We start from the raw sequence: 25,329 nt of genomic DNA, 5'->3' as shown, positions 1-25,329 counted from the left end.
AATGCTGTTCATTTGAGGGCTTGTGCTCGTCGTGACGAGGGAGCTTGCCCCCTCGCTACGCAAACCCATTAGCCCCTTTTGACTTTGAAACGTCCCAACACCCGCTGCATCAGCGAGGCTCGCTCCGAAAGGTCCTTGGCCGCCACGGCGCACTCTTGTGAATTCGACTGGTTTTTCTGCGTCACCTCATCGATCTGCTCAAGGCCGATGCTGGCCTGCTGCAAACCTGAAGCCTGCTCGCTGGAAGCCTGGTAGATCAGCGAAACCAGGTTGGAAACCGCGCTGGTTCCGGTGACGATGTTTTTCAGCGATTCGGCGGTCCGGCCGGCGATGATCATGCCGCGCTGGGTCTTGCTCGAGGAGTCGGCGATCAGCGCCGCTGTTTGCTGGGCGGCCTCGGCGCTGCGGGCGGCCAGGCTGCGCACTTCATCGGCCACCACGGCGAAACCGCGCCCAAGCTCACCGGCCCGGGCAGCTTCGATCGCCGCGTTCAAGGCCAGCAGGTTGGTTTGTGCGGCGATGTTATCGATGGTGGTGATGATCGCAGTGATGTCCTTGCCCGAATTGTCGATCTCGGCCATGGCGGCAATCAGCTCGCTCATCAATTTATCGCTCTCCCCCGCATCGGCTCGTGACGCCTGGGATTGCTCATCGGCCTTCTTGGCGTTAGCGGCGTTGTCCCGGGTCTGCGCCGCCATTTGCGTCATCACCGCACTGATTTCGGTGATGGACGAGGCGGAATTGGAGGCCCCATCGGACAATGACTGGCTCAGGTCGGTGACTTGCGCCGAACTGCCGGTAATCTGCGTGGCACTGGTTTGAACCTCCGAAATCAGTTGGTTCAGGTTGCTGACCATCTTCTCCAATGACTTGCCGAGGGTGTCGTGGGGCGAAGACAAGCGGACCTCCAGGTCCAGGTCACCTTCGGAAATGCGCTCGGCCACCCGCACCTGCCGTTGCAGGCTTTCAGACATATCGTTAAGCGCCGCAGACAACTGCCCGACTTCATCCTCGGATTTCTGCACCAGGCGGCGAGAGAAATCTCCCAGGCTGATGGTAGCGGCCAAGGCGGCGGCTTCGCGAATCGGCCCGACGATTTTGGCTGCGGCATACCACAAGGCAGCCAGGGCCAACAACGAAATGACCAACCCTACCGACACCTGCCAGATGCTGTTGTTGAGGCTGCGTGCCTGCAACTCCTGCTCCAGGACGATGGCCTGGCTCATGACCACGGCCTTGGGCAGGCGAATCAACACCGCCCAGGGCTTGCCAGTACGACCGAGCGTAATGGGCATCAACACTTCGATATTCTGTGTTTGCGCATTGAGCAGGCCATCCCCCCGACCGCCCTGGATATCGCTGAGCACTTTTTCCCAGGACTCAGGCAACAAGGCCTTGATCGGCTGGCCAATCAGGTCGGTGCGCTGGCTGTCCGCGACCACCAGGCCCTGGTTACTCAGGATCGAAACCGTGCCTTTGCCGCCGTAGAGATCGGCAGACATCTGCTCGCTGAGTTTCTGGATAAACGCGATATCGAAGTCAGCCCCGACCACGCCGTAGAACTTGCCATCGGACACGATGGGCACCGACAAGGTGGTCAGCCAGACGTTTTTCCCCTGGACCACGTAAGGAATGGGGTCCAGCACGCTTTCCTTCAGAGTGTCGCGCGGGCCGCTGTACCAGCCACCTTTGGGCACACCGTTGGGGTGACGGTCCGGGGAGTCATACTCGACCAGGGGCTGCACGGCAACGTGACCATCGGCGCCGCGCGTCCAGTAAGGCGTGAAACGCCCGGTCAGCGGGTTATTGCCACTCTCTGCATTGCGCAACGCCAGATCCTGACCGTCCAGCGCATTCGGTTCCCAGCAGGAATAGGTGCCGTTGAAGTCGGGGTTATCCTTGAGGACGCTGAGCAATACGCTGTTGATCTGCTCACGGCCCAATGCCAGAGGGCTTTGCGTGGCCTTGCTGGCGGCAAAGGCATTGGCCATGGTGCGGGCCGCATCCAGGGCATTCTGGAACTTGGCCTGGATGGCATTGGCCCGGGATTCGGCCAGGTTCTGGATTTCGCGGATGGTTGATTGTTCAACCAGCGCGCTGACTTCGGCCGCGACATATTGCTCGTTGGCCCGGGCGCTAAAGAGCCCGTAGACAATCAGGCTGATGGATGAAACAAACAGGCAAACGCCTGCCGTGACACAAATGCGTGCCTGCAATGACTTGAACTTCATACTATCCCCTGCCTGATTCTATTTATGGCCAAACGTCAAAGACGGCAGCCTCTAACGCGTGCACGGCGCGGCAAGAACAATCGATCACGGCCGCTACGCCGCCCACAAGGCAAACACCTTGGAAGAACCTGGCGATACAGCTCTTTATAAGAATTTCAATATGGCAGATAGGGGGGCGCAACCGCTGTCCGCCCGCAGCGCAGAAGAGGTCATCAAACCAAGAACCGAAGGCCTTATGTCCGGGACAATAAGGGCGATAGCTGGAAAGAATATGAAAGCCTGCTTTTTCAGTCACCACAGGGGTCACCCTTGAATACTGCTGCAGATTCCCTTCTAACCATTAACCACAAGTGCAAATTAACACGACCAACCTTTATACAAATACCCACTTAAGGCTTATACAAACCCGTACTTTAGTCGCAACTGCAACTTACTCATCAAGTAGCGATTCAAGACTCACTGTGTTTTAACTGGAGACTTATTTCACGTACCAGCCCGTCGCTGCTGGCATGCCCGGACTTAGTTTCGGGACCTGGATGCCTGCGCACCCACAACCCCAGTGCGAGCCTGCTCGCGATAGCGGCGGGTCAGTTGCAATGATGTCGGATGTGCCGACGCCTTCGCGAGCAAGCTCGCTCCCACAGGCTTTGTGGTCGGATGCGGATACCGTGAACATCCACAACTCCATGTGGGAGCCTGCCCGCGAAGGCGTCGGCTCAGCCACATGGATGTTCCTCGTCTCAGGCCTTTCGGGTTCTCGGCAGGAAAATCGCCAACACCCCGAACAACGGCAGGAACGAGCACAACCAGTACACATACTCGATGCCACGGATGTCCGCCAGGTGCCCCAGCAGCGCGGCGCCAATCCCGCCGAAACCGAACATCAGCCCGAAGAACACCCCGGCGATCATCCCGACATTGCCCGGCACCAATTCCTGGGCGTACACCACGATGGCCGAGAACGCCGAAGCGAGGATGAAGCCGATGATCACGCTGAGGATGCTCGTCCACATCAGGTCCACGTGTGGCAGCAGCAAGGTGAATGGCGCCACGCCGAGGATCGAGAACCAGATCACCGCCTTACGCCCGATCCTGTCGCCAATGGGACCGCCGAAAAAGGTCCCCGCCGCCACTGCCCCGAGAAACAGGAACAGGTGCAATTGCGAAGAGGCCACCGACAGGTCGAACTTCTCGATCAGGTAGAACGTGAAGTAGCTGGTGAAGCTGGCCATGTAGAAATACTTGGAAAACACCAGCAGCCCCAGCACCACCAGCGCACTCAAGACCCGACCTCTGGATAGGCCATGGGTGGCCGCCTGGCCTTGCTTGAGTTTGAACAGGTTCAGGTGGTTGGCGTACCAACGGCTGATGCGGTACAGCACGAACAGCGCAAACACGGCGAACAACCCGAACCAAGCCACATTGCCTTGCCCATAGGGAATGATGATCGCCGCCGCCAGCAGCGGGCCGAAGGCTGAGCCGGCGTTACCGCCCACCTGGAACGTCGATTGCGCCAGCCCATAACGGCCGCCCGAGGCCAATCGCGCCACCCGCGACGCTTCCGGGTGAAAGGTCGACGAACCAATGCCGATCAATGCCGCCGCCAACAGGATCAAGGCAAAACTGCCGACCATGGACATCATCACAATGCCGATCAGCGTGCACACCGTCCCGGCCGGCAGCAGCCAGGGCTTGGGGTGCCGGTCAGTGTGATAACCGACCCAAGGCTGCAACAAAGAGGCGGTCAACTGGAACGTCAGGGTGATCAAGCCAACCTGCGTGAACGACAGGCCATAGCTGTCCTTGAGCATTGGATAAATCGAGGGCAGCACGGCCTGGATCAAGTCGTTGATCAGGTGCGCCAGCGCCACGGCGCCGATGATCCGCATGACCAACGGACTGCTTTGCGCAGTGGCGGCAACGGTTGGGATCTCGGCCTGGGTATTGCTGATAGCCATGGGAGTTTCCATACGACAGAGGGTGCACACGGGCAGGTGCGTCAATGTGCCATTTTTCGGTGCGGCAAGGCTATCCCCTTAGCTAGCTATCGACCTCGAAAAATTGTCGAAATCCAAGGTGATAGCCCAACGCCATGGTCTGAATCTTGCCTTGTTAATGGCCTACAACGCGGCTCCTTACAAAGGGGACCGAGAATGGGAAGTTTCGCTACAGAGCTGGCCTACCGAGCCGATTTGGACAAACTTCGAAGCCTTTTAAAAGAGCACCCGTTTCGGCACTTGTGTAGAAAACGCACAAAAATAGTGCAAGGGTGTTCAGGGGAGTATGGGCATGCAGGCATTTTTATCACCGGGAATCAGGTTGTTGGGGCATTTCGGCTTCGCCCGCAAATTCCAATTGCTGTTCCTGCTTTTTATCCTGCCGCTCATGGGCAGCCTGTGGCTCATCGGCCAGGACTATCGCGACAAACTCAGCCTGATTTCCGGGGAACGCGCCGGGGTGCGCCAATTGCTGGCCCTGGATAACCTGGACAACCTGCTCACCGCGCAGCGCAACCGCGCCGCCCGCTGGCGTGCCACCGAAACCAATCGGCAGCCGACACCCGCGACGCTGGCCGCCATGGCAGCGTATGACACCGTGCAACCGGCCCTTACCCAGGCCGCCAGTGGCCTGGGCAACGCCCTGCAAACCGAAGGGGCCGAAGCCGATACCCTCGCCCGCTATCAAGCCCTGCAAACCAGCCTCAACGGTCTGGATTCCAAAAGCCTGGGGAGCGTGGGCTGGTGGCCGGATGGCTACGACCGCTTCACCGCCGCCCTCAGCGCCCTGCAAGCCTTGCGCGAGCAGATGGTCATGGACAACCGCCTGACCCTCGCCTCCTGGCTGGAGACGTATTTACTGACGCAGATTTCCACCCAGCAGACGCCGGACCTGATCGAACGGGTCGGTCGCCTGGCCAGCGTTGGACAGGCTTCCGTGGTATCAGGCCAGTTCACGTTGCAAAGTCGCCTGCAACTGCGGGACTTGCGCAGCCGTATCGGCGACGCCCGGGACCAGTTGGTCAAGACCGGAGCGCTGCTGGAAACCCGCCTGCCCAGCGATCTGCAAACCTGGGCCGGACAATACCAGGGCAGCCTCAAGCACTTGGATGCCGGCCTGAAAGTGTTGGATGACGGCGTGTTCGGCGGTTCCATCAACCTCAAGCCCGAAGACTTCGAAAAACACATGGACGCCCTCCTCGCCGACCTGGCGACCCTGCGGCAACAGTCGCTGGTGGCACTCGATACGCGACTGGACCACTACCACGGTTCGGCGATTCGCCAGTTCACCCTGGTAGCGATGGTACTGGGCTGCCTGCTGCTGGCGGCGCTGTATCTTTTTGTTTGCCTGCAAGCGTCGATCCGGCGCAGCGCCAGCGGCATCACCCTGCTGGCCGAAGCCCTGCGCGACGGCAATCTCAGCCTGCAAGTGCCGGTGCAAGGACGCGATGAATTGGCGGCCATCAGCACCGCCCTCAACGTTGCCGTGGTGCAGTTGCGCAACAGCCTGCTGGGGGTCGACCACGAAACGTTGCAGTTGAGCAACGCCGTACGCATCCTCAATACACACTCCAGCGGCGCCCTGGGCGAAGTAGAAGCCCAACAGATGCAGATCAGCCAGATCGCTGCCGCCGCAACACAACTGGCCGCCACCTCCCAGGGTGTGGCGAAGAGTTGTGAGCAGGCCTCCGACAGCGCCCAGCAGACCCGCCGCATCGCCACCGACAGCAGCCACGACAGCCAACGCACCACGGCAAGCATCCAGCAGCTCAACCAGCGCCTCAATGAAACCGCCGCCGCATTGGGGCGGGTCAGCGAACAGGGGCAACAGATCCAACTGGTGGTCGATACCATTCGTGGCGTGGCCGAGCAGACAAATCTTTTGGCCCTCAATGCCGCCATCGAAGCCGCTCGCGCCGGGGAACAGGGCCGTGGTTTCGCGGTGGTGGCCGACGAGGTGCGCAGCCTGTCGCAACGCACCCAATCCTCCACACAACAGATTGCCGCCACTGTCGACAGCCTGCGCGCCACGGTCAACGAAGCCGTCAGCCTGATGGAAGCCGCCTGCGGCCAGGCCCAGACCGACGCCCAAGCCGTCACCGGCCTTGGCGAACGGCTGGGAGAAATTGCCAGCGCGGTGCAAAGCGTCACCGACACCCTGGCGCAAATCGCCACCGCCGTGGACGAACAGGCCTGCGTGGCCGATGAAGTCAGCGGTAATATCCAGCAGGTCGACCAGGCGGCCATGCGCTTGCTCGAAGGCGCACGCGCCGTGAACGTGGCGGCGGATACCCTGAGCCAGGGAAGCCAGGCCTTGAGTGCCAACACAGGGAGATTTCAGCTCGGTTGATAACGATTTGCAGCGAGGATTGTTAAGCGGTTGAAAGCGCTGAGAAATATTTCAGATTTACGCTTGACACATCTTCGTTACCGGCGAATAATGCGCGCCACTTGGCTACATAGCTCAGTTGGTTAGAGCATAGCATTCATAATGCTGGGGTCCGGGGTTCAAGTCCCTGTGTAGCCACCAAGTACTAAAAACGGCTTATCGAAAGATAAGCCGTTTTTTTATGCCTCGAGAAAAGTGCCTGCCCGCCCCCTCAGGATTTGGTTGCCCCCTGTGGCGAGAGGGCTTGTTGATTTGCGCCACACGCCTCGCATCGCTACAGTCGATATCCATACCCCAGGCCCACGGATGGAGCGACACGTGCTTATAGACCTGAAACCGAACCTTCGTCACCTGTCAGCCGTTTCGTTGCTGGCTGTCGCCTTGGCACTCATCGCCTGTAAGGCCCCGCCCTCCTCCACCACCACACCGGCATTGCCTGCCCCTCCGGAAATCAATTCCGGCTACCGCACCGATCTACAGACCCGCCACGCCGACAAGCACATGGCTGCTGCGGCCAACCCGTTGGCGGCCGAGGCTGGGCGGGAGATGTTGCGACGGGGCGGCTCCGCCATCGACGCGGCGATTGCGATGCAAGCGGTGCTGACCCTTGTGGAACCGCAATCTTCAGGCATCGGCGGTGGCGCGTTCATTGTGCTGTGGGATGGCAACGCCGTGCGCACTTACGATGGGCGCGAAACGGCACCGGCGGGCGCCACAGAAAGACTGTTCCTGCAAGCCGACGGCCAACCCATGCCGTTTACGGCCGCGCAGATCGGCGGTCGTTCCGTGGGTACACCGGGGGTATTGCGCGGACTGGAACTGGCCCATCGCAAACATGGCCGTCTCGAATGGGCGACGCTGTTCGAGCCGGCGATCGCGTTGGCGGAGCAGGGCTTCGCGATCTCTCCAAGGCTGCACGCCTTGATCGCGTCCGACGCGTCGTTGCCGGGCTCGCCCGACATGGCGGCGTACTTTCTCAATGCCGATGGCAGCCCGAAGGCTGTCGGCACCGTGCTGAAAAACCCGGCATTGGCAGCCGTGCTCAAGCGCATCGCCAACGAAGGTCCCGACGCGTTGTACAAAGGGCCGGTTGCCGAGGAAATCGTCGCCAAGGTGCAGGGCCACGCCAACCCCGGCAGTCTTTCGCTGAACGACCTTAAGGGCTACACCGCACGGGAACGGCCCGCGTTGTGCACCGACTACAAGCGCTGGCAAATCTGCGGCATGCCGCCACCGTCTTCGGGCGGGGTTGCCGTGGCGCAGATCCTCGGGATGTTGCAGGCCGTGGAACAGCGCGACAGCAACGCGGCCCTCGCCCCCTTGAAACCCCTCAAGACCGCTAAACCCGCCGGCATTGAACCCACCCCTGAGGCGGTGCACCTGATTGCCGAAGCCGAGCGCCTGGCCTATGCCGACCGCGCCCAATACATCGCCGACCCGAACTTTGTCGCCGTGCCGCTCAAAGGTTTGGTCGATCAAGGTTACCTTGCCAGTCGCGCCAGCCTGATCGGCCCGCGTAGCATGGGTGTCGCCAAGCCTGGCACACCACCGGGCATCCAGGTGGCCTACGCCCCGGATCGTTCCCCCCTGCGTATTTCCACCTCGCAAGTGGTGGCCGTGGATGACCAGGGTGGCGCGGTGTCCATGACCACGACGGTGGAATCGGCGTTCGGCTCCCATTTGATGGTTCAGGGCTTCATGCTCAACAACCAGATGACCGACTTCTCGTTCACTCCCGAAGAGAATGGGCAAAAAGTCGCCAACCGCGTCGAGCCGGGCAAACGCCCTCGCTCGTCCATGGCACCCACGCTGATTTTCGATCAACAAGGTAGATTGCTGGCCGCTGTCGGCTCCCCCGGCGGCTCGCAAATCATCGAATACGTCGCCAAGTCAGTCATTGGCCTATTGGATTGGGACCTGGACCCACAAACCGCCATCAACCTCCCCAACTTCGGCAGCCGCAATGGGCCCACCGAACTGGAAAAGGGGCAATTCAGCCCGACGCTGATCCAGGCGCTGAAAGACAAGGGCCACACCGTAAGCGAGGTCGAAATGAACAGCGGCACCCAGGCCATTGTCCGGGTGCGTGATGCGCAAGGGAAAACCTCACTGGCCGGCGGCGCAGACCCACGCCGGGAAGGCGCCGCACTGGGAGATTAAGCACTCGCCGATCAAGTTGGGCAGCGTGCCTGGATGTTGAATGTGTGGCCGTCATCGCGAGCAAGCTCGCTCCCACAGGCGTGGCGGCGAACACCATATCAGGGCTATTGAGGGAGAACTGTGGGAGCGAGCTTGCTCGCGATAGCGGCGGCTCGCTCAGCAGGTTTCTCAAGTCGATAGCTGGTTGGCAAACTGGCTCACCGCATCGACCACCTTCTTCGCCCCGTCCTGAATCTCGACGATCACCGTCCCCGCCTCGGCGGCCAGGGCCAGCCCGTGTTCGGCCTGGTGCTGGCCGTCGGTCATCAGGGCCACGGCGTTGCGAGCCATGTCCTGGTTCTGGCGGACCACGCCAACGATTTCATCGGTCGCCTGACTGGTGCGCGATGCGAGTTGTCGCACTTCATCGGCCACCACCGCGAAGCCGCGACCTTGCTCGCCGGCCCGGGCCGCTTCGATCGCGGCGTTGAGCGCCAGCAGGTTGGTTTGTTCGGCGATGCCGCTGATGGTCTTGACGATGGTGCCAATCACCAGGGATTGCTCATTCAGCGCCTCGATGCCTTCGCCAGCGGTTTGCATGTGCCGGGCCAGGTCGCGCATCACGTCCACGGCCTGGGTTACCACCGTCGTGCCACGCTGGGCGCTGTTGTCGGTCTGCAACGAGGTGCTGTAGGCGATGTTGGCCGCCTCGGCGACGGCTTTTTCCTGGTTGACCTGATCCGTGATGTTGGTGGCGAACTTGACCACCTTGTAAAGCCGCTCGTTGGCATCGAGCACCGGGTTGTAGGAGGCTTCCAGCCAGACCTCACGACCACTGCTGTCGATACGCTTGAAGCGACCTGCCACGAATTCACCGCTGTTCAGGCGCTTCCAGAACTGCTCGTAGGCCGCGCTGTTGTATTCCTCAGGTTCACAAAACGTGCGGTGGTGCTTGCCCTTGATCTGCGCAAGGCTGTAACCCATGGCGTTGAGAAAGCGATCATTGGCCGTCAGCACGTGACCGCTCAAATCGAACTCAATCACCGCCGTTGAACGCACCAACGCGCCGATGAGGTTTTCATGCTCGCGGGAAGCCTCGATGGTGCGGGTCAGGTCATTGGAGTACATCGAAAAAAAGCGAATTCGCCCGTCGGCACTCCGTACGGGCTGGAGGATCGAACGCAGCCAGGCTTCCTGGCCGTTGCCCCGCTGCATGCGCACGGCACCGGAAAAGTGCTCGCCACGGGTCAGCGCCGACTTGAAGCGAACCTGGAACTCATTGGATTTCAAGTACGCGGGAACCAGCTCATCCACAGCACGGCCAATCAAGTCCTGGCTCTTGTAGTGCATCTCGTCGAGGAAGTTCTGGTTGACCGATTGAATCCGTCCGTCGGCATCCAGGGTTAGGCCAAGCATTTCGCGGTCCAGGCTTTCCTTGACTTGCATAAGGCTGGACAGTTCTTGGCGAAGAGCCAGTAGCTCCTGCTTCAGGCGGTTGTTGAACATTGGCAGCTCCGACAGCAGGAGAATTAAAGGGCTTGTTCTCTTGCCATCGGCCCGGCGTTTTTTTTCTAAAGAGCGCCACGAGCCCGTGTTGAAAATAATCCTGGGGCCCTCGAACCCGATAAGCCTCCCATGGTCACTGGATTGTTCTACTGTTGCCGCTGCTCCTTGCAGCCTTGCCGCCATCAATACCCATAACCATAAAAACGAGGTAGTTGCCGTGACCACCGACATCGAAGACAGCAGTTACGCCCGCTTCGCCTTGCGCTGTTCCAGTTTCGCCGAGCGCTGGTTCCCCGACTCCTGGGTCTTTGCCGCGCTGGCGGTGCTGGTGGTTGCCGCGGCGACACAATTCATCGGCGCCACGCCCACGGCGGCGGCCATGGCGTTCGGCGACGGCTTCTGGAGCCTGATCCCGTTCACCATGCAAATGGCCTTCGTGGTGATCGGCGGCTACGTGGTTGCCAGCTCGCCACCGGCCGTCAAATTGATTGATCGCCTGGCACGGATTCCGACCAACGGCCGCTCCGCTGTGGCGTGGGTGGCGCTGATTTCCATGGTCGCGTCGTTGCTCAACTGGGGACTGTCGTTGGTGTTTGGCGGTTTGCTGGTGCGCGCCCTCGCCCGGCGCACCGACTTGAAAATGGACTATCGCGCCGCCGGGGCCGCTGCTTACCTGGGCCTGGGCGCAGTGTGGGCCCTGGGCTTGTCTTCGTCGGCAGCGCAATTGCAGGCCAACCCGGCCAGCCTGCCGCCCTCGATCCTGTCCATTACCGGCGTCATCCCCTTTACCCAGACCATTTTTCTCTGGCAGTCCGGGGCCATGTTGCTGGCGCTGATCGTGATTTCCCTGATCGTCGCCTACGCCACCGCCCCCGGGCCGAACAGCGCCCGTGACGCCGCCGCTTGTGGTATCGACCCCAGCTTCAGCATGCCGGCGTTGCAGCCCCGTACCCGCCCAGGGGAATGGCTGGAGCACAGTCCACTGCTGATCATTGCCCTGGTGCTGCTGGCAGCCGGTTGGCTGTTCCACGAGTTTTCGACCAAACCTGCGATCAGTGCCATTTCCGGGCTCAACACCTACAACTTCCTGTTCATCATGCTGGGCGCCTTGCTGCACTGGCGGCCGCGCAGTTTTCTCGATGCCGTGGCCCGTGCAGTGCCGACCACCACCGGCGTATTGATCCAGTTTCCGTTGTACGGCTCGATCGCCGCGCTGCTGACCACAGTCAAGGGCAGCGATGCCCAGACTTTGGCCCATCATATCTCGACCTTTTTCGTCCAGATTGCCTCCCATGACACCTACGCCCTGTTGATGGGTGTCTATTCAGCGGTGCTGGGCTTCTTCATTCCTTCCGGCGGCGGCAAGTGGATCATTGAAGCGCCCTATGTCATGCAGGTGGCCAATGACCTGAACTATCACCTGGGCTGGGCGGTACAGATCTATAACGCCGCCGAAGCGCTGCCGAACCTTATCAACCCGTTCTACATGCTGCCGTTGCTCGGGGTCCTGGGGCTGAAGGCCAGGGACCTGATCGGTTTTTCCTTCGTGCAGTTGCTGGTGCATACGCCGTTGGTGCTGGCGCTGCTATGGGCGCTGGGGACGACATTGAGTTATTTGCCACCAGTGATGCCATAAAGCCATAAAAAAGGGCCGATATTTCCATCGGCCCACTTCTTCTTCGGCCCGGTCTGTTTCAGTATGGATACGCCCTGTTTCGAGGGGCTCACACGCTGAAAAGGATCTGAGCATGTCCAAACTCGCCGTACTTTCTGTTGCCGCCCTGGCCTTCAGTGCCGCCGCCCACGCCACCGACATTGACGTACAACTGGGCAGCACCGAACGCGTCACCCGCCTCTTTGCCTACCCCAACAACTGCAACGTCATCTGCTTTCGCGACTGGACGCTGGAACAGACCGTCGAGCACTACCTGACCCAAAGCGTGCAGCGCGACGGCTACGGCACGGCCAAGGTCCACGTCAAAATCGATAACGATAAGGTCTATGCCAGCATCAGCGGCGTACCGAAGAGCTACGGCCAACCGCTCAAGGCCCTGCTTGACGCCGGGGACCTGGCGTACAACGGTGCCTCGAAACTCAACAGCGACAAGAAATGGTCCTACAACTGGTACCTGTTCCTGCCGCTGGGCATGGCCCTGGAAAACCGCAAGAGTGTCGAGTTGCTGCACTTCCCGCCGGATTACTCCCTGACCCAGGCCCAGGACTATCTGGAGTCGGCGACCACCGATCGTTGGGCCACGCTGCTGACCGTCAACGGCATTGCGGTTGAACAGACGCCGGCCTACCAAACCATCATCGACATCGCGCCCATCGCGGCTCCGTCCAATGCTGGCAGCACGCTGGAGGGGCTCTACAGCTACTTTAACGATTACCAAACCACCATGGTCACCCAGGTCACCCAAACCGCCAGCGGCGCCGCATTGCCGATGGTGGCCTTCGGAGCGCCCGTCCGGAACTGGATCAAGACCCAGTACGGCCAGACCGTGGGCGTGCTCGGCCTGACAACCATCACAACGGGCAGCGGGATCAAGGTTCCGGTCCTGGGCTCCAACCACCCAAGCTATATCTGGTACGCCGCCGACAAGGACAACTACGACGGTGACGAAGCCAAGGCCGATGCCGCTGGCTTGAAAGTCATGGGCCAGGACCTGAGCGCGGCATGCTGGCAGGCCGGCATGGGCAGCAAGCCGGGCACCGCCCCGAACACCCTGCTGAACCAGTGCACGCAGACCTGGCAGGTCACGCAAAAGGAAAAGACCTGCGAGCTGTTCTACACCTCGGTTCGTAAACTGAGCGAGGAAGACGCGGCGAAAAAATGCGAAACACCGGCGATCAAGTCGCAACTTCCGCACCTGAAGGTGCCCATGCCGCTGCCTGCCGAGGCGGTCTAAACCTTGAGGCGCCTTCCCGCGCAGGCTTGCGCTGACGCGGGAAAGCGCCTTTGGCCTGTCAGAGTCGACAGTAGATGCCCTGCTCGACTTGGGCGAAGCTATCGCGGTTTATAGCGACCGCAGGCAGGATCGCCGGCGCCAAAAAGTCGAGTGTCCTAAGCCGACAGGGACCGTCATGACCCCCTTCATTGCAAATAGAGCTCACTCACAGAACTGGGATTGCATTTGCCCTGAGAAAGAACTCAGCACCGGCCTGGGTTACCCATCCGTCCGCGCTTTCGACGTGCATCAAACGAGCGACGGACGCGGCACTGGCGTCGTCGCTGTCATCGCGACTGCCCCTGAATCAGGGCGCGTCGACCGGACGCAGCCGATACTGCGGCGGTAACTGCTCGAAACCGCTGATCGTGGTGTCCAGGCTCTTCCAGCGTCCGTCCTTGATGCCGTAGATGCAGCCGTGGATCGACAGTTTCTGCCCACGGTGCCAGGCGTTCTGCACGATGCTGGTATGGCCGACGTTGGCCACCTGCTGGATCACGTTGAGCTCGCACAGGCGGTCGACACGTTCTTCTTCGGTCGGCAATTGGCCCAATGCCTCGCGATGCTCGTAGTACAGGTCGCGAATCGAGCGCAGCCAGCCGTCGATCAAGCCCAGTTGCCGGTCCTGCATCGAGGCACGCACACCGCCACAACCGTAATGGCCGGTGACCAGGATGTGCTTGACCTTGAGCACGTCCACCGCGTACTGGATCACCGACAGGCAGTTGAGGTCCGTGTGCAGCACGACGTTGGCCACGTTGCGGTGTACGAACAGATCGCCCGGCAGCATGCCGACGATCTCGTTGGCTGGCACCCGCGCATCGGAACAGCCGATCCACAGGTATTCCGGGGTTTGCTGACGAGCCAGCTTGGAGAAGAAGTCAGGATCTTCCTGCTTGATCGCATCGGCCCAACGCGCGTTGTTATCAATCAGATCTTGTAATTCGTTCATGCTGTCTAGCCTCGATTGAGAGTGCGCAACTGTGACAAACGACCGCTGGTCCAGGTCACGTCGACGATGCATTGGAATTCCTGGGTGCGCTGCCGGTCGACACCAGTAAGGCCCACAGTATGAGGAATTGCCATGAATGATTCACGACGCCCCTTCGATGCGACGCAACCGGAACCCATCGACGACAACGAAGATCGCATGGGCTCGATGCATGAACTGGAGTTCGACGACGAGCAGCCCAGCGCGAAAATCGGCGACGAATTGCCGGAAAACGAACGCGAACAGCTAATGCCACGTGAACGCGTCCGGGAAGCGGGTATGACAGGCGCCTCGACGGAGGATCACCAGCCGACCGATGACGACATGAGCCCCGAAACCCTCATTCGCGAAGACGGCGCCCGGGACGCCTTCGAGGCCGGCGACGACGAACAGGCGGACTGGGACCTGAGTGTGGTGGATGAAAATGATATTGGTGGGGGCGACGGGCTGGACGAAGCGGAAATGGCGGATATCGATCCGCTGGATGGCAAGCACTGACCCGACAACCGCCATCACGAGCAAGCGCGCTCCCACAGGGGCTTTGTGTATGACCTCAGGTTTGATGTACCCCACCCATACCCTGTGGGAGCGCGCCTGCTCGTGATAGCGGTGGATCAGTTTGCATCAATGTCGGATGTACCGTCGTCTTCGCGAGCAGGTTCGCTCCCACATCGGGCCGTGGTGCTTCAGTCCACCAAGGTACAGGCCATCACCACCGCATCTTCGCGTCCGCCCACCGCCGGGTAGTAATCCCGGCGCCGGCCCACTTCATTGAAGCCATAGCGCTCATATAGCCGGAATGCCGTGCGGTTGCTGTCGCGCACTTCCAAGAAGCACTCGCGGGCCTCGGCCTTGTAGGCAATCGACATCAAGTGCTCCAACAGACGCAAGCCCAGGCCGCGGCCCTGGTTTTCCGGTTTGACCGTGATGTTGAGCAGGTGCGCTTCATCCAGGATGATCTGCACCACGCCATGGCCCACTTGCTGCTGGCCTTCGAACATCAGCCAGATCTGGTATTTGCCCAGCCCATCGAGAAATATCCCACGGGTCCAGGGATGGCTGTAGGCCGCGTATTCGATTTTCAGTACAGCCTCGAGGTCCGCCTCGGTCATCGGGCGGAACGATACAGCGTCACTCATTCGATTCTTTCCAGCGCGCCATCAGCCGGCGCATGGCTTGCCAGACATCAGCCTTGTGCTGTGGCGTTTCCATTAACAGTTCCAACCCAGGCAACGCCCAGGCCGAGCCCAGGCCTTCGACCTGCAGTTCACGATTGAACGCTTCGGCATCCGCCTCGCCGGCAAACCTCACCGCTGGCAGGCCGATCAGCCACAGGCACACGCAGGGCTCGTCCTCGAGGCGTGCCGAAACGAAGCCCTGGACGAAATCCCGCGCCGCTTCGGGCCCCTGGTCCATGGTCCCGCGCGATAACAGCGGCCAGCGCACCGGTTCACCAATGATCTGCGGGCTATCCGGCAGACCGGCGGCGCGCAGCATGTCCTTGAGCAGCAAGTAGGCTGGATCGCGGCTTTGAAACGGCTCACCCGTGGGCAACTCCACCAACAGCAGGCAACGCCCGGCACGCAGCAGTTGCAAGGCGAAACGCGGCGGCGCGACGTAGGGGGCCTTGGGCGGCGCCTCGACAACCTCTTCCACCGGCTTGGCGTTGGTACGGGTCGAGGCCAGGCTCGGGCGCGGCACTTCGATTTTTGGCCGTTCGACCACGGGTGTCACCGGCTCGGCGACCGTCTTGGCCACAGGCGCGGTCACGACCGGCGCGATGTACTCGGGCTCGGGCGTTTCCAGCAGCTCGGGCCGCGACGGGGCGGCGAACGGCAATTCGGTACGCGGCAGCCAGTTGACCACCTGCATGGCGGTCAGATAGGCGCGGCGACGGGACTCGATAAGCAAGGGTCGGCCACTTGTGGATAACTGAAAGTGGGAGGGATTCTACCGCCCTTCGACGCGGATCGCTTCCCTGTTGCATCGATAGTTGATCGATACAGAACGACAGTCCGTCCAAGGGGTGAATCGCAACCGGCCCGATGCAGTACAATCGCCGCTTTTAATTGCCAACCCGACGGCCATTGCGATGATCGAACCCAAGCGCGTCTTGCGCGCCCTCGCTGAACACTGGGCATTGCTGGAACCTTTGTGCGAGCACTTCGACCAGGGCACCCTGAGCCTCAACGAATTGCGTTCACAGCTGGCCGCCCAACAACTGGACAGCACGCCCCAGGACATCACCAGCCTGCTGGATGTGTGGATCCGCCTGGACATTCTCGTACCGGTGGCGAAAAGCCCGAACCGCTTCGAGCTCAACGCCCAGATCCATGACTTCCTCGCCTACCTGCGCCGCGAACACCGCCTGGGCCTGTGCCTGGAGATCGAAGCCTACCTGCGCCACCTCGAGCGCCTGGCTGGCTATATCCAGGACGCCTTCGACATTCGCGACAGCAACGACCTGGCCCGCCAGTTGCGCCTGCTGGACATGCGCGTGCGCGACGTGCTCAAGAAACTCGCCAACGACGAACAGGCCCTGGTGGCCGTGGCCGAACGGGCCAAGACCAGCGACCGGCAGATCCCGCTGCGCCAACGCTATGCCGAAGTGCTGGCGACCTGGGACGAATACGTCGAACCGATGATCCAACTGGTGAATGCCGACGGCGCCTTCGAGCAAGGCGTGCGCAAGGTCGAGAACGTGCTGTTGCGCATGCTCACCGAACAGCAGCGTCTCGGCCACCTGGTGGACGACGACATGCTGCTGCGCACCCACGCGCGCATCCTTGAAATGCAGACCAGCGCCCAGTTGACCCTGCGCCATGCCCGTGAACTGCTCCTGCCACTGCGCGAAGAGGCCCGCCGCCACAACGCCGTGACCCGTGGCGCCGCCCTGGCCCTGGCGGCCATTCGTCGCAAAGGCATCGATGCCGTGCCACAGGCGGCCATGCCGCTGTTCACCCGGCCGCAAAGCACCTTCCTCGGCAGTGCCAGCCAAGTCGAAGCCTATGTCTATGCGCTGGCCCGTTTCGAACCGAAACCGGCGCGCTTCCCCAAGTCCCACAAGACCCACAAGGGCGGCGAAGCACCGCGTGCGCCACGCACCGTGCGCGAGATGGTCGAGCGTTGCGAAGACGCCCTGCCGATGCCGGACCTGATGACCTGGCTGCTGGAACAGGAACCGGACGGCGCCACCGACGAATTGCTGTACTGGTTCTCGCGCCTGTCGCGGGAAAAACGTTTCAAGCGTGAGCGTCTGGAACGCCGCGACTACCACACTCACGAGCATCAGGTCAGCCTGCGCTCCTTCGCCCTGCTCTCGGCCGGCGACACCGCCGCCGAGGATTCTGCGAGCATCCCCCATGCATCTTGATCTATCCGAACTGTCCCAGCTGGCGCCGATCTTCCGCGAGCTGTTCAAGGGCTACCACGTCAGCCGCCGCGACCCGGAGCTGTACGCACAGCTGTCGAATTTCCAGGACCAGTACCGCACGCTGTTCAAGGCCTTGGGCTTCGAGCTGGTGTGCGATACCCGTGGCTTCTATTACTTCGTGCCAGACCTGGCCGCCGCGACGGTGAACAAGACCGCCCAGCGCCTGGCCCTGTTTACCTTCATCCTGGTCGAGCACCTGGCCGACCAGGGCCGCGACCCGATTGCCGTGCTCGACGGCGGCAGCCTGGGCCGCGATGAGCTGCCTTCGCTGCTGGAAAAGTACCGCGACCTGTTCATCCAGGCCGAAGTACAGACCCAGGAAGAGCTGGAAGAAAAAATCATGCGGCGCATGACCCAACTGGGTTTTGCCAGCGAAGAGAACGGCGTGTACCGCTTCCTGCCGCCGATGCACCGCTTCCTCGACGTGTGCCTGTCGGTCCAGCAGGACCGCGACCTGGCCGCCAGCGTACACAGCGTGCTGCCGTTGCCGGCGCCGGTGCTGATCGACGAAGACAGCGATGAAAAATTGCTGCGGACCGATGATCCGCTGGACCTCAGCGAATTTGAAGGTGAGCGCGAAGAAGACGCACTGGCCCGCGCCATTGCCGAAGAACAGGAGACCGACGCATGAGCAAGGAACGCTACGGCATCCGCCGCTTTGCCCTTTTGAACACCGCCGGCTACAGCCTCGGTTTGTTCCCGCTGGAAGAACCGCTGTCGGTCTATGGCGCGAACAACCTCGGTAAATCCGCCTCGATCAACGCCTTGCAGTTCCCGATCCTGGCGCGCATGTCGGACATGAGCTTCGGCAAGTACAGCCTGGAACAATCCCGCCGTTTCTACTTTGCCTCGGACACCAGCTACATCCTGGTGGAAGTCGCCCTGCCCCACGGCCCGCACGTGATTGGCGTGGTCGGTCGCGGCCCTGGCGGCGGTTTCGGTCACCAGTTCTTTGCCTACGCCGGCAAACTGGACCTGGCCCACTATCAGAAAAATGACACCTGCCTGCGGCAGAAAGAGCTGTTCACCAACCTGGAGCGCGAAGGCCTGAAAGCCTACGAACTCAAGCCGGATGAACTGCGACGCCTGCTGGTGGGTGGCCACACCTCGATCCCGCTGGACCTGACGCTGATCCCGCTGCGCTCTACCAGCGAACAGAGCCTCAAGACCTTCCGCGCGCTGTTCATCAACCTGCTGCATATGCGCGAAATCACCGCGGCCAAGCTCAAGCAGTTGTTCCTCGACGCCTTCGAGCACAGCCTGCGCTCCGGCAGCGTGGATTACATCGCCGCGTGCGAAGAAGCCTTCCGCGATGTGCGACGCATGGAGCAGGACTACAACTCCCTGGTCGCCGCCGGCCCACTGGTGGAAGCCCTGGCCAATGGCGTGAAGCAGCGCGACATTTTGCGTGGCAAATTGCATCGTCTCTCGCCATTGCTCGATTCATTGCTGGGTACCTGGTCAGACTACGCCAGCGCGCGCAAGGAAGAGCTGACCATCCAGGCCGAGCACTACCGCAACGAACAGGATTCGCTGCAAAACGACCAGCGCGGCGGCACTCAGGAGCTGATGCGCCTGGAACGGGAAATCAGCGGCATCCAGCGCTGGATCGGCGAACTGTCGGTGCTCAAGAACCGCTTCGCCCTGGTGGATGACGTCAAGGTCCTGGAGCAGCAACTGCTCGCCGCCAAGGACGCCCACGACGAACTGGCCGGCGCCCTGGCCCAGTCCCGGCAGTTCAGCGCCGAAGACCTGGAAGAGCGTCTGCGGGATCTGGAAAAACGCCTGAAGTCGGTCAAGCAGCAACTCGATCACGCCGACAACAACAGCTACGCCCGCCTGCGCGAAGAGTTCTCGCAGCAGGACGTCGAACGCCTGATGCGCCTGTTCAACAGTGCCCTGTTCAGCCTGCCACTGGGCGAACACGGCATCGCGCTGGACGAGAACGGCGAGTGGGTCAAATCCATGGAGCTGATCCTCGACGGCTTCAAGGGTGAACGCTTCGAAGTGCCGGGCCTGTCCATCGACCTGTCCCACATCGAACCACCCGCCCTGCAAGCCCTGGCCGATCGCGCCGCGCTGCGCGACCAGAAAGAGCGCCTGGAAAAAGAACTCAAGCAGCTCAAGACCCAGCAAGCCGTCGCGGCCGACCGCGCGGCGAGCAAGACCCAGACCGAAGCGCTGTACCAGCAGGTCCTGGATGCCCAGAAAGCCCTGGAGGATTTCCGCCGCACCCAGACACTGAGCGCCGAAGAAGGCGAGAAGCTTGAGCAACTGGCGCAGATGGAAGCGGCCCAGGACGAGCTCAAGCGTTCCAGCGATGCCTTCACCGAACGCGTCCAGCAACTCTCCGCCAAGTTGCAATTGGTCGGCCGCCAGATCGCCGACATGGAAGCCAAGCAACGCACCCTCGACGATGCCCTGCGTCGCCGCCAATTGCTGCCGGCGGACCTGCCGTTCGGCACGCCGTTCATGGACCCGGTCGACGACTCCATGGACAACCTGCTGCCACTGCTCAATGACTACCAGGACAGCTGGCAAGGCCTGCTGCGAGTCGATGGCCAGATCGAAGCGTTGTATGCCCAGGTGCGCCTCAAGGGCGTGGCCAAGTTCGACAGCGAAGACGACATGGAGCGGCGCCTGCAACTGCTGATCAACGCCTATGCCCACCGCACCGACGAAGCCCTGACCCTGGGCAAGGCCCGACGTGCAGCGGTGACGGACATTGCCCGGACCCTGCGTAACATCCGCAGCGACTACGACAGCCTCGAGCACCAACTGGCGCTGTTCAACCGCGAGATCAACAAGCGCCAGGTGTCCAACCTGCAGAGCTTCCGTATCGTCCTGGCGCCGAACAAGGAAGCGCTCAAGCACATCGACCAGATCATCCACAGTGCCGGCCAGTACGAGGAAGGCGAGACGTTGTCGGTGTTCGACCTCAGCCAGAGCGCCGAGCAGGACAACAAGAACGAAGAAGCCAAGGAGTACCTGGCGCGGCTGGTGGCGGCGAACCACAACCAGCTCGGCCTCAAGGACCTGTTCGAACTGGCGTTCGAGATCACCAAGGTCAACGGCCAGCCCGTGATCCATACCGACATCGACGGCGCGGCGTCCAACGGCACCACCATGACCATCAAGGCGCTGACCAACATGTATTTGTTGCTGCACTTGATGGACCGCGAACAGGCCGGCCGCGTGCGCCTGCCGTACTACCTGGACGAAGCGGCGGACATCGACGAGAAAAACCAGGCGGCCTTGCTGGAAACCAGCCTGCAACTGGGCTTCGTGCCGATCCTGGCCAGTGTGAAACCGCAAGTTTGCGCCAGTGTCGCCATCGACCTGGAAGGCGGCAGCGGTCCAAACGGCATCTACATCGACGAAGCGGACTGGAAATACATCCGTCGTCACGATGCGGTGAAGGCCACAGTGAATGTCCAGGCCGACGAGCCGGAGCTGGATCCGGTGTGATGTGAATATCCGGATGTGAAAAAGGCCGCGATCCATTTGGATCGCGGCCTTTTTCATAGCGCTATTTTAAAGTCTTCAGTGCAACGAATGGCCTCATCGCGAGCAAGCTCGCTCCCACATTGGAAAGCTTTTGGATGAATGATCCTACATCCCTATTGGAAAGCTTCTGGATGAATGATCCTACATCCCTGTGGGAGCGAGCTTGCTCGCGATGGCGTCAAAACAGACTAACGCTATTCAATTTACTTGCCGAGACTGATCTTCGGCGCCCACGTCAGCCATTCATCTTCAAACTTGTCGAACAATGGGAAAGTCTGCTCCGCTCGTGCCGGGTTGCCCATTCGTTCCCCATCCGGTGTTGCGAAGGCAATGCCACCCTGGATCAGCGTTTCAAGCGACTCGGTTCGCACCGTGGCCCCCTTGAACAGACCGAAGTCCAGACCGAAGCCACTGCTGTTCCAGAAGCGTGAGCCGCTGCGCACCAACGGCGCATATTTAGGCTCGATCAGGATATGGATCAGCACTCGGTCCGCCGTCTGACCCAGCTCATAACCGGTAACCTTGCCCACCGTAATCTCGCGGTAGGTCACCGGTACACCGATTTTCAACGAACCACGGCGGGCTGCGCTCAGCACCAGGCTCAATCCCGCTTCGGGCACGGCACTTTCCGGTGGATTGGCCAGGGCCACGAAGCTTTTCTGCGGCCCGAGGTTTTTTGCCGAAGGCTGCACTTCAATGTATTGGCCTGTTACCAGCGTTTCCAGGTTGGAGGTCTTCATCAACCCCAACTCTGGCTTGACCACCCAGAACTGAGACCCGACCCGGGCGATGCGCTCCGGCACTTCGGTGATACGCGCAGTGAGCAGCACCGATTGCATATCGGCGCTGAGATCAACGTCCTCGATCTTGCCCACATCCAGCCCTTTGAAACGGATCGGCGTACCACTGCGCAAGCCATCGGCACGGTCGACCTTGATCGTAACCACGGTGCCCCGCTGTTGTGCCGCTTCGTGATCGGCAAACAGGCGGAAACGTGGAATGCGTCTTTTCAGCGGTACATTGGGTTCCGGCGTCTCGAAGGCAATCCCTCCAGCCATCAGGCTTTGCAGGGACTCACTCTTGACTTGGATGCCGCCCGTCAAGCCTCCCGAAAGCGTGATGCCACTGGCGTTCCAAAAGCGCGTCGAACCGTTGACCAGCCCTTCGTACTCCTTCTCGATGTGCACACCAATGATCAACTGCTTTTTCTTGCGGGAGAACTGATAGCTCTGCACCGACCCAACCTTGACCTGCTTGTAGAGGATCGGACTGCCGACCTCTAGCGATCCGAGGTTTTCAGTCAGCAGGACCAAGTGCAGCCCCGGGGAACGCAAGTCCAGCGGCGGCGCTTTTGCCCGGGCTTCGAATTCGCGTTGCGGCGCGCCGCCCTTGTCACCCGGTCGTACGGCAATGTAGTTACCCTTGACCAGCGCTTCCAGGCCGGTGATACCCGCCAGGGAGATCGACGGCTTGACGACCCAGAACTGCGTGCCGGTCACCAGGTAATCTTCGGCCAAGGGGTCCAGGGTCAATTCAGCCGTGGCGCTGGACAGGTCTGGATCGACCTTGAGGTTCTTCAGGCTGCCGACCTGGATGCCTTTGTACATGACCGGCGTACGGCCGGCCTGCAACCCTTCGAAATCGCTGAGTTTGACCTTCACACGGATGCCCGCCGCCGCCGCGTCAAAGTCTTCGTAAAGACGGAACGGCAGGCTTGGATCCGTGGGCGGGCTGTCCTTGCGGTTCTCCGGCGTGGCGAAGGCAATCCCTCCAGCCACGATGCTGGCCAGGGACTCGCTGCGCACCTTGACGCCCGAGAGGTTGGCATCGATGCTGATGCCACTGGCGTTCCAGAAGCGCGTGTGTTTGCGCACCAGGTTGGCATAGGTCGGCTCGATGAAGATTTTGATCTCGACCTTGCTCTGATCCTCGGACAGCAGGTAGCTCTTCACCTGACCGACCTGGATCTGTTTGTAGAACACCGGGCTGCCACGGTTCAGCGAACCCAACCGATCAGCCTTGAGGGTCAGGTGCAAACCCGGCTTGGCGTCCGACAGCGGCGGCTCTTCAACCAGGGCCTTGAATTTACGGGACGACTCCCCCTCACCTGGGCTGATCGCCACATAGTTACCCGATACCAGGGTTTCCAGGCCAGTGATCCCGGCCAGACTCACGCTCGGCTTGACCAGCCAGAAACGTGTTCCGGTCTTGAGGTATTGCTCGACCTCCTTGTTCATCTCGATGGTCGCGACCACTCCCTTGGAGCTGCCTTCGTCATCGAGGGTAAGAGCCGTCACTTTGCCGACCGTCATCCCTTTGTAGACGACTTCGGTTTTGTTGACCTGGATGCCTTCGCCGCTCTCAAAGCGCACATTGATCTCGATTCCGGTCTCGTTATAAGCCCGCCAGCCGAGCCAGCCGCCGATGATCAAGGCTATCAACGGCAGGACCCAGATGGCCGACCAGTTCGAAGCCGGTCGGGTTTTAGCGGTAGGCAAATCAGTCATGGTCGTCATCCGACTCCGTGTTATCCCAAATCAGTCGGGGATCGAAGGTTACTGCGGCAATCATTGTCAAAATCACTACGCTGGCGAAAGCGATCGCGCCGAGACCGGCTTCGACACTGGCGAGCCGTCCGAAATTCACCACGGCCACCAGAATGGCTATCACGAAGATGTCCAGCATCGACCAACGACCAATGAACTCGATGAAGCGGTACATAAGGATGCGTTGCCGGGCCGACATGGGCTGGTGTCGCTGCACGGAAAACAGTAACAAGGCGATGCCCACCAGCTTGAAGGTGGGCACAAGGATACTGGCGATGAACACCACGGCCGCGATAGGAATCATGCCGTGGTGAACCAACTCGATGACGCCGGCCATGATAGTGCTCGGGGCGCCCTGGCCCAGCGAGTTGATGGTCATGATCGGCAGCATATTGGCCGGGATATAAAGAATCGCGGCCGTGATCAACAATGCCCAGGTTCGCATCAAGCTGTTCGGCCGACGGGGGTGGACCAGCGCGCCGCAGCGAGTACAGCTTTGTTGGTCGGCTTCAGCGTCCTGCCGGTTCAACTCATGGCATTCCGTACAAACCAGAATGCCAGCATCAATCGCCCGCATGGGCATCTTCTCCTGATAACGCCTGCCAGATCTGATGCGGTGACATCACCACCTCCAGCCAGACCTGGACCAGCAACAAACTGATGAAGCACACCAAGCCGAGGCCTACGGTGATGGCCGCCATGTCTGCCAACTTGACGATGGCCACCAACACGCCCATGAGGTAAACCTCAAGCATTCCCCAATCGCGTAGATGGTGATAAATGCGGTACAGCAACAAACCGTAGCTACGGCCAATGTCCAAGCGGATGGTCAGCAGCACAGCCAACTGACAAAGCAACTTGAGCAGCGGAATGCCCATGCTGCACAAAAACACCACCACCGAGACACCTTGCATGCCGGTATCGAACAGACCGACTACCCCACTCCAAACGGTGTCCTGGGAGGACTGCCCGAGCAGATTGAGTTCCATGATGGGTAAGAAGTTCGCCGGCACATACAACAGCAGGGCGGCGATAACCAAGGCAAGACTGCGTTCGACTACATTGTGCCGGTGAGCATAGAGCTCATAACCACAACGGGGGCACTCGGCTTTTTCACCATGGGCCAGCTGAGGCTTGCGCAGCAATAGGTCGCACTCATGACACGCCACCAGATCGCTCAGGGGCAGATCTGACAACCTATCAATGTCTGACGTATCGGGCATAAACAGCTCTGGCTCAGCTAAGGTGGGGCTATTCTAGTGCTGCGGCTCGGAAATAACTGTGCAAATTTATCACGAGCTTTCGCAGGCTTTCCTAGGGGCAAAAACAAAACCCCAACTGCTTTCGCAATTGGGGTTTCGGAATTTAATCTTGACGATGACCTACTCTCACATGGGGAAACCCCACACTACCATCGGCGATGCATCGTTTCACTGCTGAGTTCGGGATGGGATCAGGTGGTTCCAATGCTCTATGGTCGTCAAGAAATTCGGTAGCCGGTGCGTGCCTTGCGGTCACGTGCCAGCGAATGGGTATGCGATAGATTTGTGTGTTGCTGTCGAGTCTCTCGAACTTTCGGTTCGTTTCGTCTTCACACACCGCAATCTGGCCTCTTTCGAGTTCACAAATTGCTTGGGTGTTA

At 60.6% G+C, this 25,329-nt stretch carries 16 protein-coding genes, 1 tRNA gene, 1 rRNA gene and 3 pseudogenes; 9 read left to right on the top strand and 12 right to left on the bottom strand.

Annotated features, from left to right (window positions below; translation table 11 throughout):
• Positions 1-68: 68 nt before the first annotated feature.
• From KI237_RS30900 to KI237_RS04630, 3 genes and pseudogenes are all read right to left on the bottom strand, one after another.
• Positions 69-857: a methyl-accepting chemotaxis protein gene (locus tag KI237_RS30900; RefSeq protein ID WP_436278775.1), complete on the bottom strand. Its 789-nt coding sequence runs from the start codon at positions 855-857 to the stop codon at positions 69-71.
• A 111-nt stretch (positions 858-968) separates the two neighbouring features.
• Positions 969-1,991: pseudogene (locus KI237_RS30895) on the bottom strand (PDC sensor domain-containing protein); the annotation flags it as partial.
• A gap of 980 nt (positions 1,992-2,971) precedes the next feature.
• The gene (locus KI237_RS04630) at positions 2,972-4,189 is read right to left on the bottom strand and encodes an MFS transporter (RefSeq protein WP_212798986.1); all 1,218 of its coding nucleotides are present in this window, start codon (positions 4,187-4,189) and stop codon (positions 2,972-2,974) included.
• Positions 4,190-4,520: 331 nt separating this feature from the next.
• Between KI237_RS04630 and KI237_RS04625 the strand changes: the two genes are divergently transcribed.
• From KI237_RS04625 to ggt, 3 genes are all read left to right on the top strand, one after another.
• Positions 4,521-6,578: a methyl-accepting chemotaxis protein gene (locus KI237_RS04625; RefSeq protein ID WP_212798985.1), complete on the top strand. Its 2,058-nt coding sequence runs from the start codon at positions 4,521-4,523 to the stop codon at positions 6,576-6,578.
• A gap of 103 nt (positions 6,579-6,681) precedes the next feature.
• A tRNA-Met gene (locus KI237_RS04620) sits at positions 6,682-6,758 on the top strand.
• Positions 6,759-6,935: 177 nt separating this feature from the next.
• Positions 6,936-8,777 carry a gamma-glutamyltransferase gene (gene ggt / locus KI237_RS04615; RefSeq protein WP_249410692.1) on the top strand — a complete coding sequence of 614 codons (1,842 nt, stop codon included), beginning with the start codon at positions 6,936-6,938 and terminating at the stop codon, positions 8,775-8,777.
• 168 nt (positions 8,778-8,945) lie between these two features.
• On the opposite strand, the pseudogene KI237_RS30890 reads toward ggt, so the two are convergent.
• Together KI237_RS30890 and KI237_RS30885 are read right to left on the bottom strand one after the other, a co-directional pair.
• Positions 8,946-9,377 (bottom strand): annotated as a pseudogene (locus KI237_RS30890) (methyl-accepting chemotaxis protein); the annotation flags it as partial.
• Between the two features lie 108 nt (positions 9,378-9,485).
• Positions 9,486-10,172 (bottom strand): annotated as a pseudogene (locus tag KI237_RS30885) (PAS domain-containing protein); the annotation flags it as partial.
• Between the two features lie 307 nt (positions 10,173-10,479).
• Here KI237_RS30885 and KI237_RS04605 point away from each other — a divergent pair.
• Both KI237_RS04605 and KI237_RS04600 read left to right on the top strand, forming a co-directional pair.
• Complete coding sequence (locus tag KI237_RS04605) at positions 10,480-11,898, top strand: short-chain fatty acid transporter (RefSeq protein WP_212798982.1); 1,419 nt, start codon at positions 10,480-10,482, stop codon at positions 11,896-11,898.
• 112 nt (positions 11,899-12,010) lie between these two features.
• Positions 12,011-13,171, top strand: coding sequence for a hypothetical protein (locus KI237_RS04600; RefSeq protein ID WP_212798981.1), 1,161 nt, complete (start codon positions 12,011-12,013; stop codon positions 13,169-13,171).
• Between the two features lie 346 nt (positions 13,172-13,517).
• Here KI237_RS04600 and can read toward each other — a convergent pair whose 3' ends face one another.
• On the bottom strand, positions 13,518-14,162 hold the full coding sequence (can, locus tag KI237_RS04595; protein ID WP_003205581.1) for a carbonate dehydratase: 645 nt from the start codon (positions 14,160-14,162) through the stop codon (positions 13,518-13,520).
• Between the two features lie 132 nt (positions 14,163-14,294).
• Between can and KI237_RS04590 the strand changes: the two genes are divergently transcribed.
• Complete coding sequence (locus tag KI237_RS04590) at positions 14,295-14,699, top strand: serine kinase/phosphatase (protein WP_212798980.1); 405 nt, start codon at positions 14,295-14,297, stop codon at positions 14,697-14,699.
• 188 nt (positions 14,700-14,887) lie between these two features.
• Here KI237_RS04590 and rimI read toward each other — a convergent pair whose 3' ends face one another.
• Entirely contained in the window at positions 14,888-15,340 is a 453-nt protein-coding gene (gene rimI, locus KI237_RS04585) for a ribosomal protein S18-alanine N-acetyltransferase (RefSeq protein ID WP_212798979.1), read from the bottom strand.
• Positions 15,333-16,112 carry an energy transducer TonB gene (locus KI237_RS04580; protein ID WP_212798978.1) on the bottom strand — a complete coding sequence of 260 codons (780 nt, stop codon included), beginning with the start codon at positions 16,110-16,112 and terminating at the stop codon, positions 15,333-15,335. Before KI237_RS04580 ends, rimI begins: the two co-directional genes overlap by 8 nt.
• A gap of 181 nt (positions 16,113-16,293) precedes the next feature.
• Between KI237_RS04580 and mksB the strand changes: the two genes are divergently transcribed.
• The 3 genes from mksB to mksF are packed head-to-tail and all read left to right on the top strand — an operon-like array spanning position 16,294 to position 21,102.
• The gene (mksB, locus tag KI237_RS04575; RefSeq protein WP_212798977.1) at positions 16,294-17,574 is read left to right on the top strand and encodes an Mks condensin complex protein MksB; all 1,281 of its coding nucleotides are present in this window, start codon (positions 16,294-16,296) and stop codon (positions 17,572-17,574) included.
• Positions 17,564-18,265: an Mks condensin complex protein MksE gene (mksE, locus tag KI237_RS04570; protein ID WP_212798976.1), complete on the top strand. Its 702-nt coding sequence runs from the start codon at positions 17,564-17,566 to the stop codon at positions 18,263-18,265. The genes mksB and mksE overlap by 11 nt, the downstream gene beginning before the upstream one ends.
• Positions 18,262-21,102: an Mks condensin complex protein MksF gene (mksF, locus tag KI237_RS04565; RefSeq protein WP_058546015.1), complete on the top strand. Its 2,841-nt coding sequence runs from the start codon at positions 18,262-18,264 to the stop codon at positions 21,100-21,102. The genes mksE and mksF overlap by 4 nt, the downstream gene beginning before the upstream one ends.
• Before the next feature lie 242 nt (positions 21,103-21,344).
• Here mksF and KI237_RS04560 read toward each other — a convergent pair whose 3' ends face one another.
• From KI237_RS04560 to rrf, 4 genes are all read right to left on the bottom strand, one after another.
• Complete coding sequence (locus KI237_RS04560; protein ID WP_212798975.1) at positions 21,345-23,648, bottom strand: PqiB family protein; 2,304 nt, start codon at positions 23,646-23,648, stop codon at positions 21,345-21,347.
• Complete coding sequence (locus KI237_RS04555) at positions 23,641-24,264, bottom strand: paraquat-inducible protein A (protein ID WP_212798974.1); 624 nt, start codon at positions 24,262-24,264, stop codon at positions 23,641-23,643. The genes KI237_RS04560 and KI237_RS04555 overlap by 8 nt, the downstream gene beginning before the upstream one ends.
• Positions 24,251-24,910, bottom strand: coding sequence for a paraquat-inducible protein A (locus KI237_RS04550; RefSeq protein ID WP_212798973.1), 660 nt, complete (start codon positions 24,908-24,910; stop codon positions 24,251-24,253). The genes KI237_RS04555 and KI237_RS04550 overlap by 14 nt, the downstream gene beginning before the upstream one ends.
• 146 nt (positions 24,911-25,056) lie before the next feature.
• Positions 25,057-25,172 (bottom strand): 5S ribosomal RNA (gene rrf / locus KI237_RS04545).
• Between the last annotated feature and the right edge of the window lie 157 nt (positions 25,173-25,329).

The organism is Pseudomonas sp. St316, from assembly GCF_018325905.1.
Classification (GTDB): Bacteria; Pseudomonadota; Gammaproteobacteria; order Pseudomonadales; family Pseudomonadaceae; genus Aquipseudomonas.
This window is presented reverse-complemented; position numbering and strand designations above follow the sequence as displayed.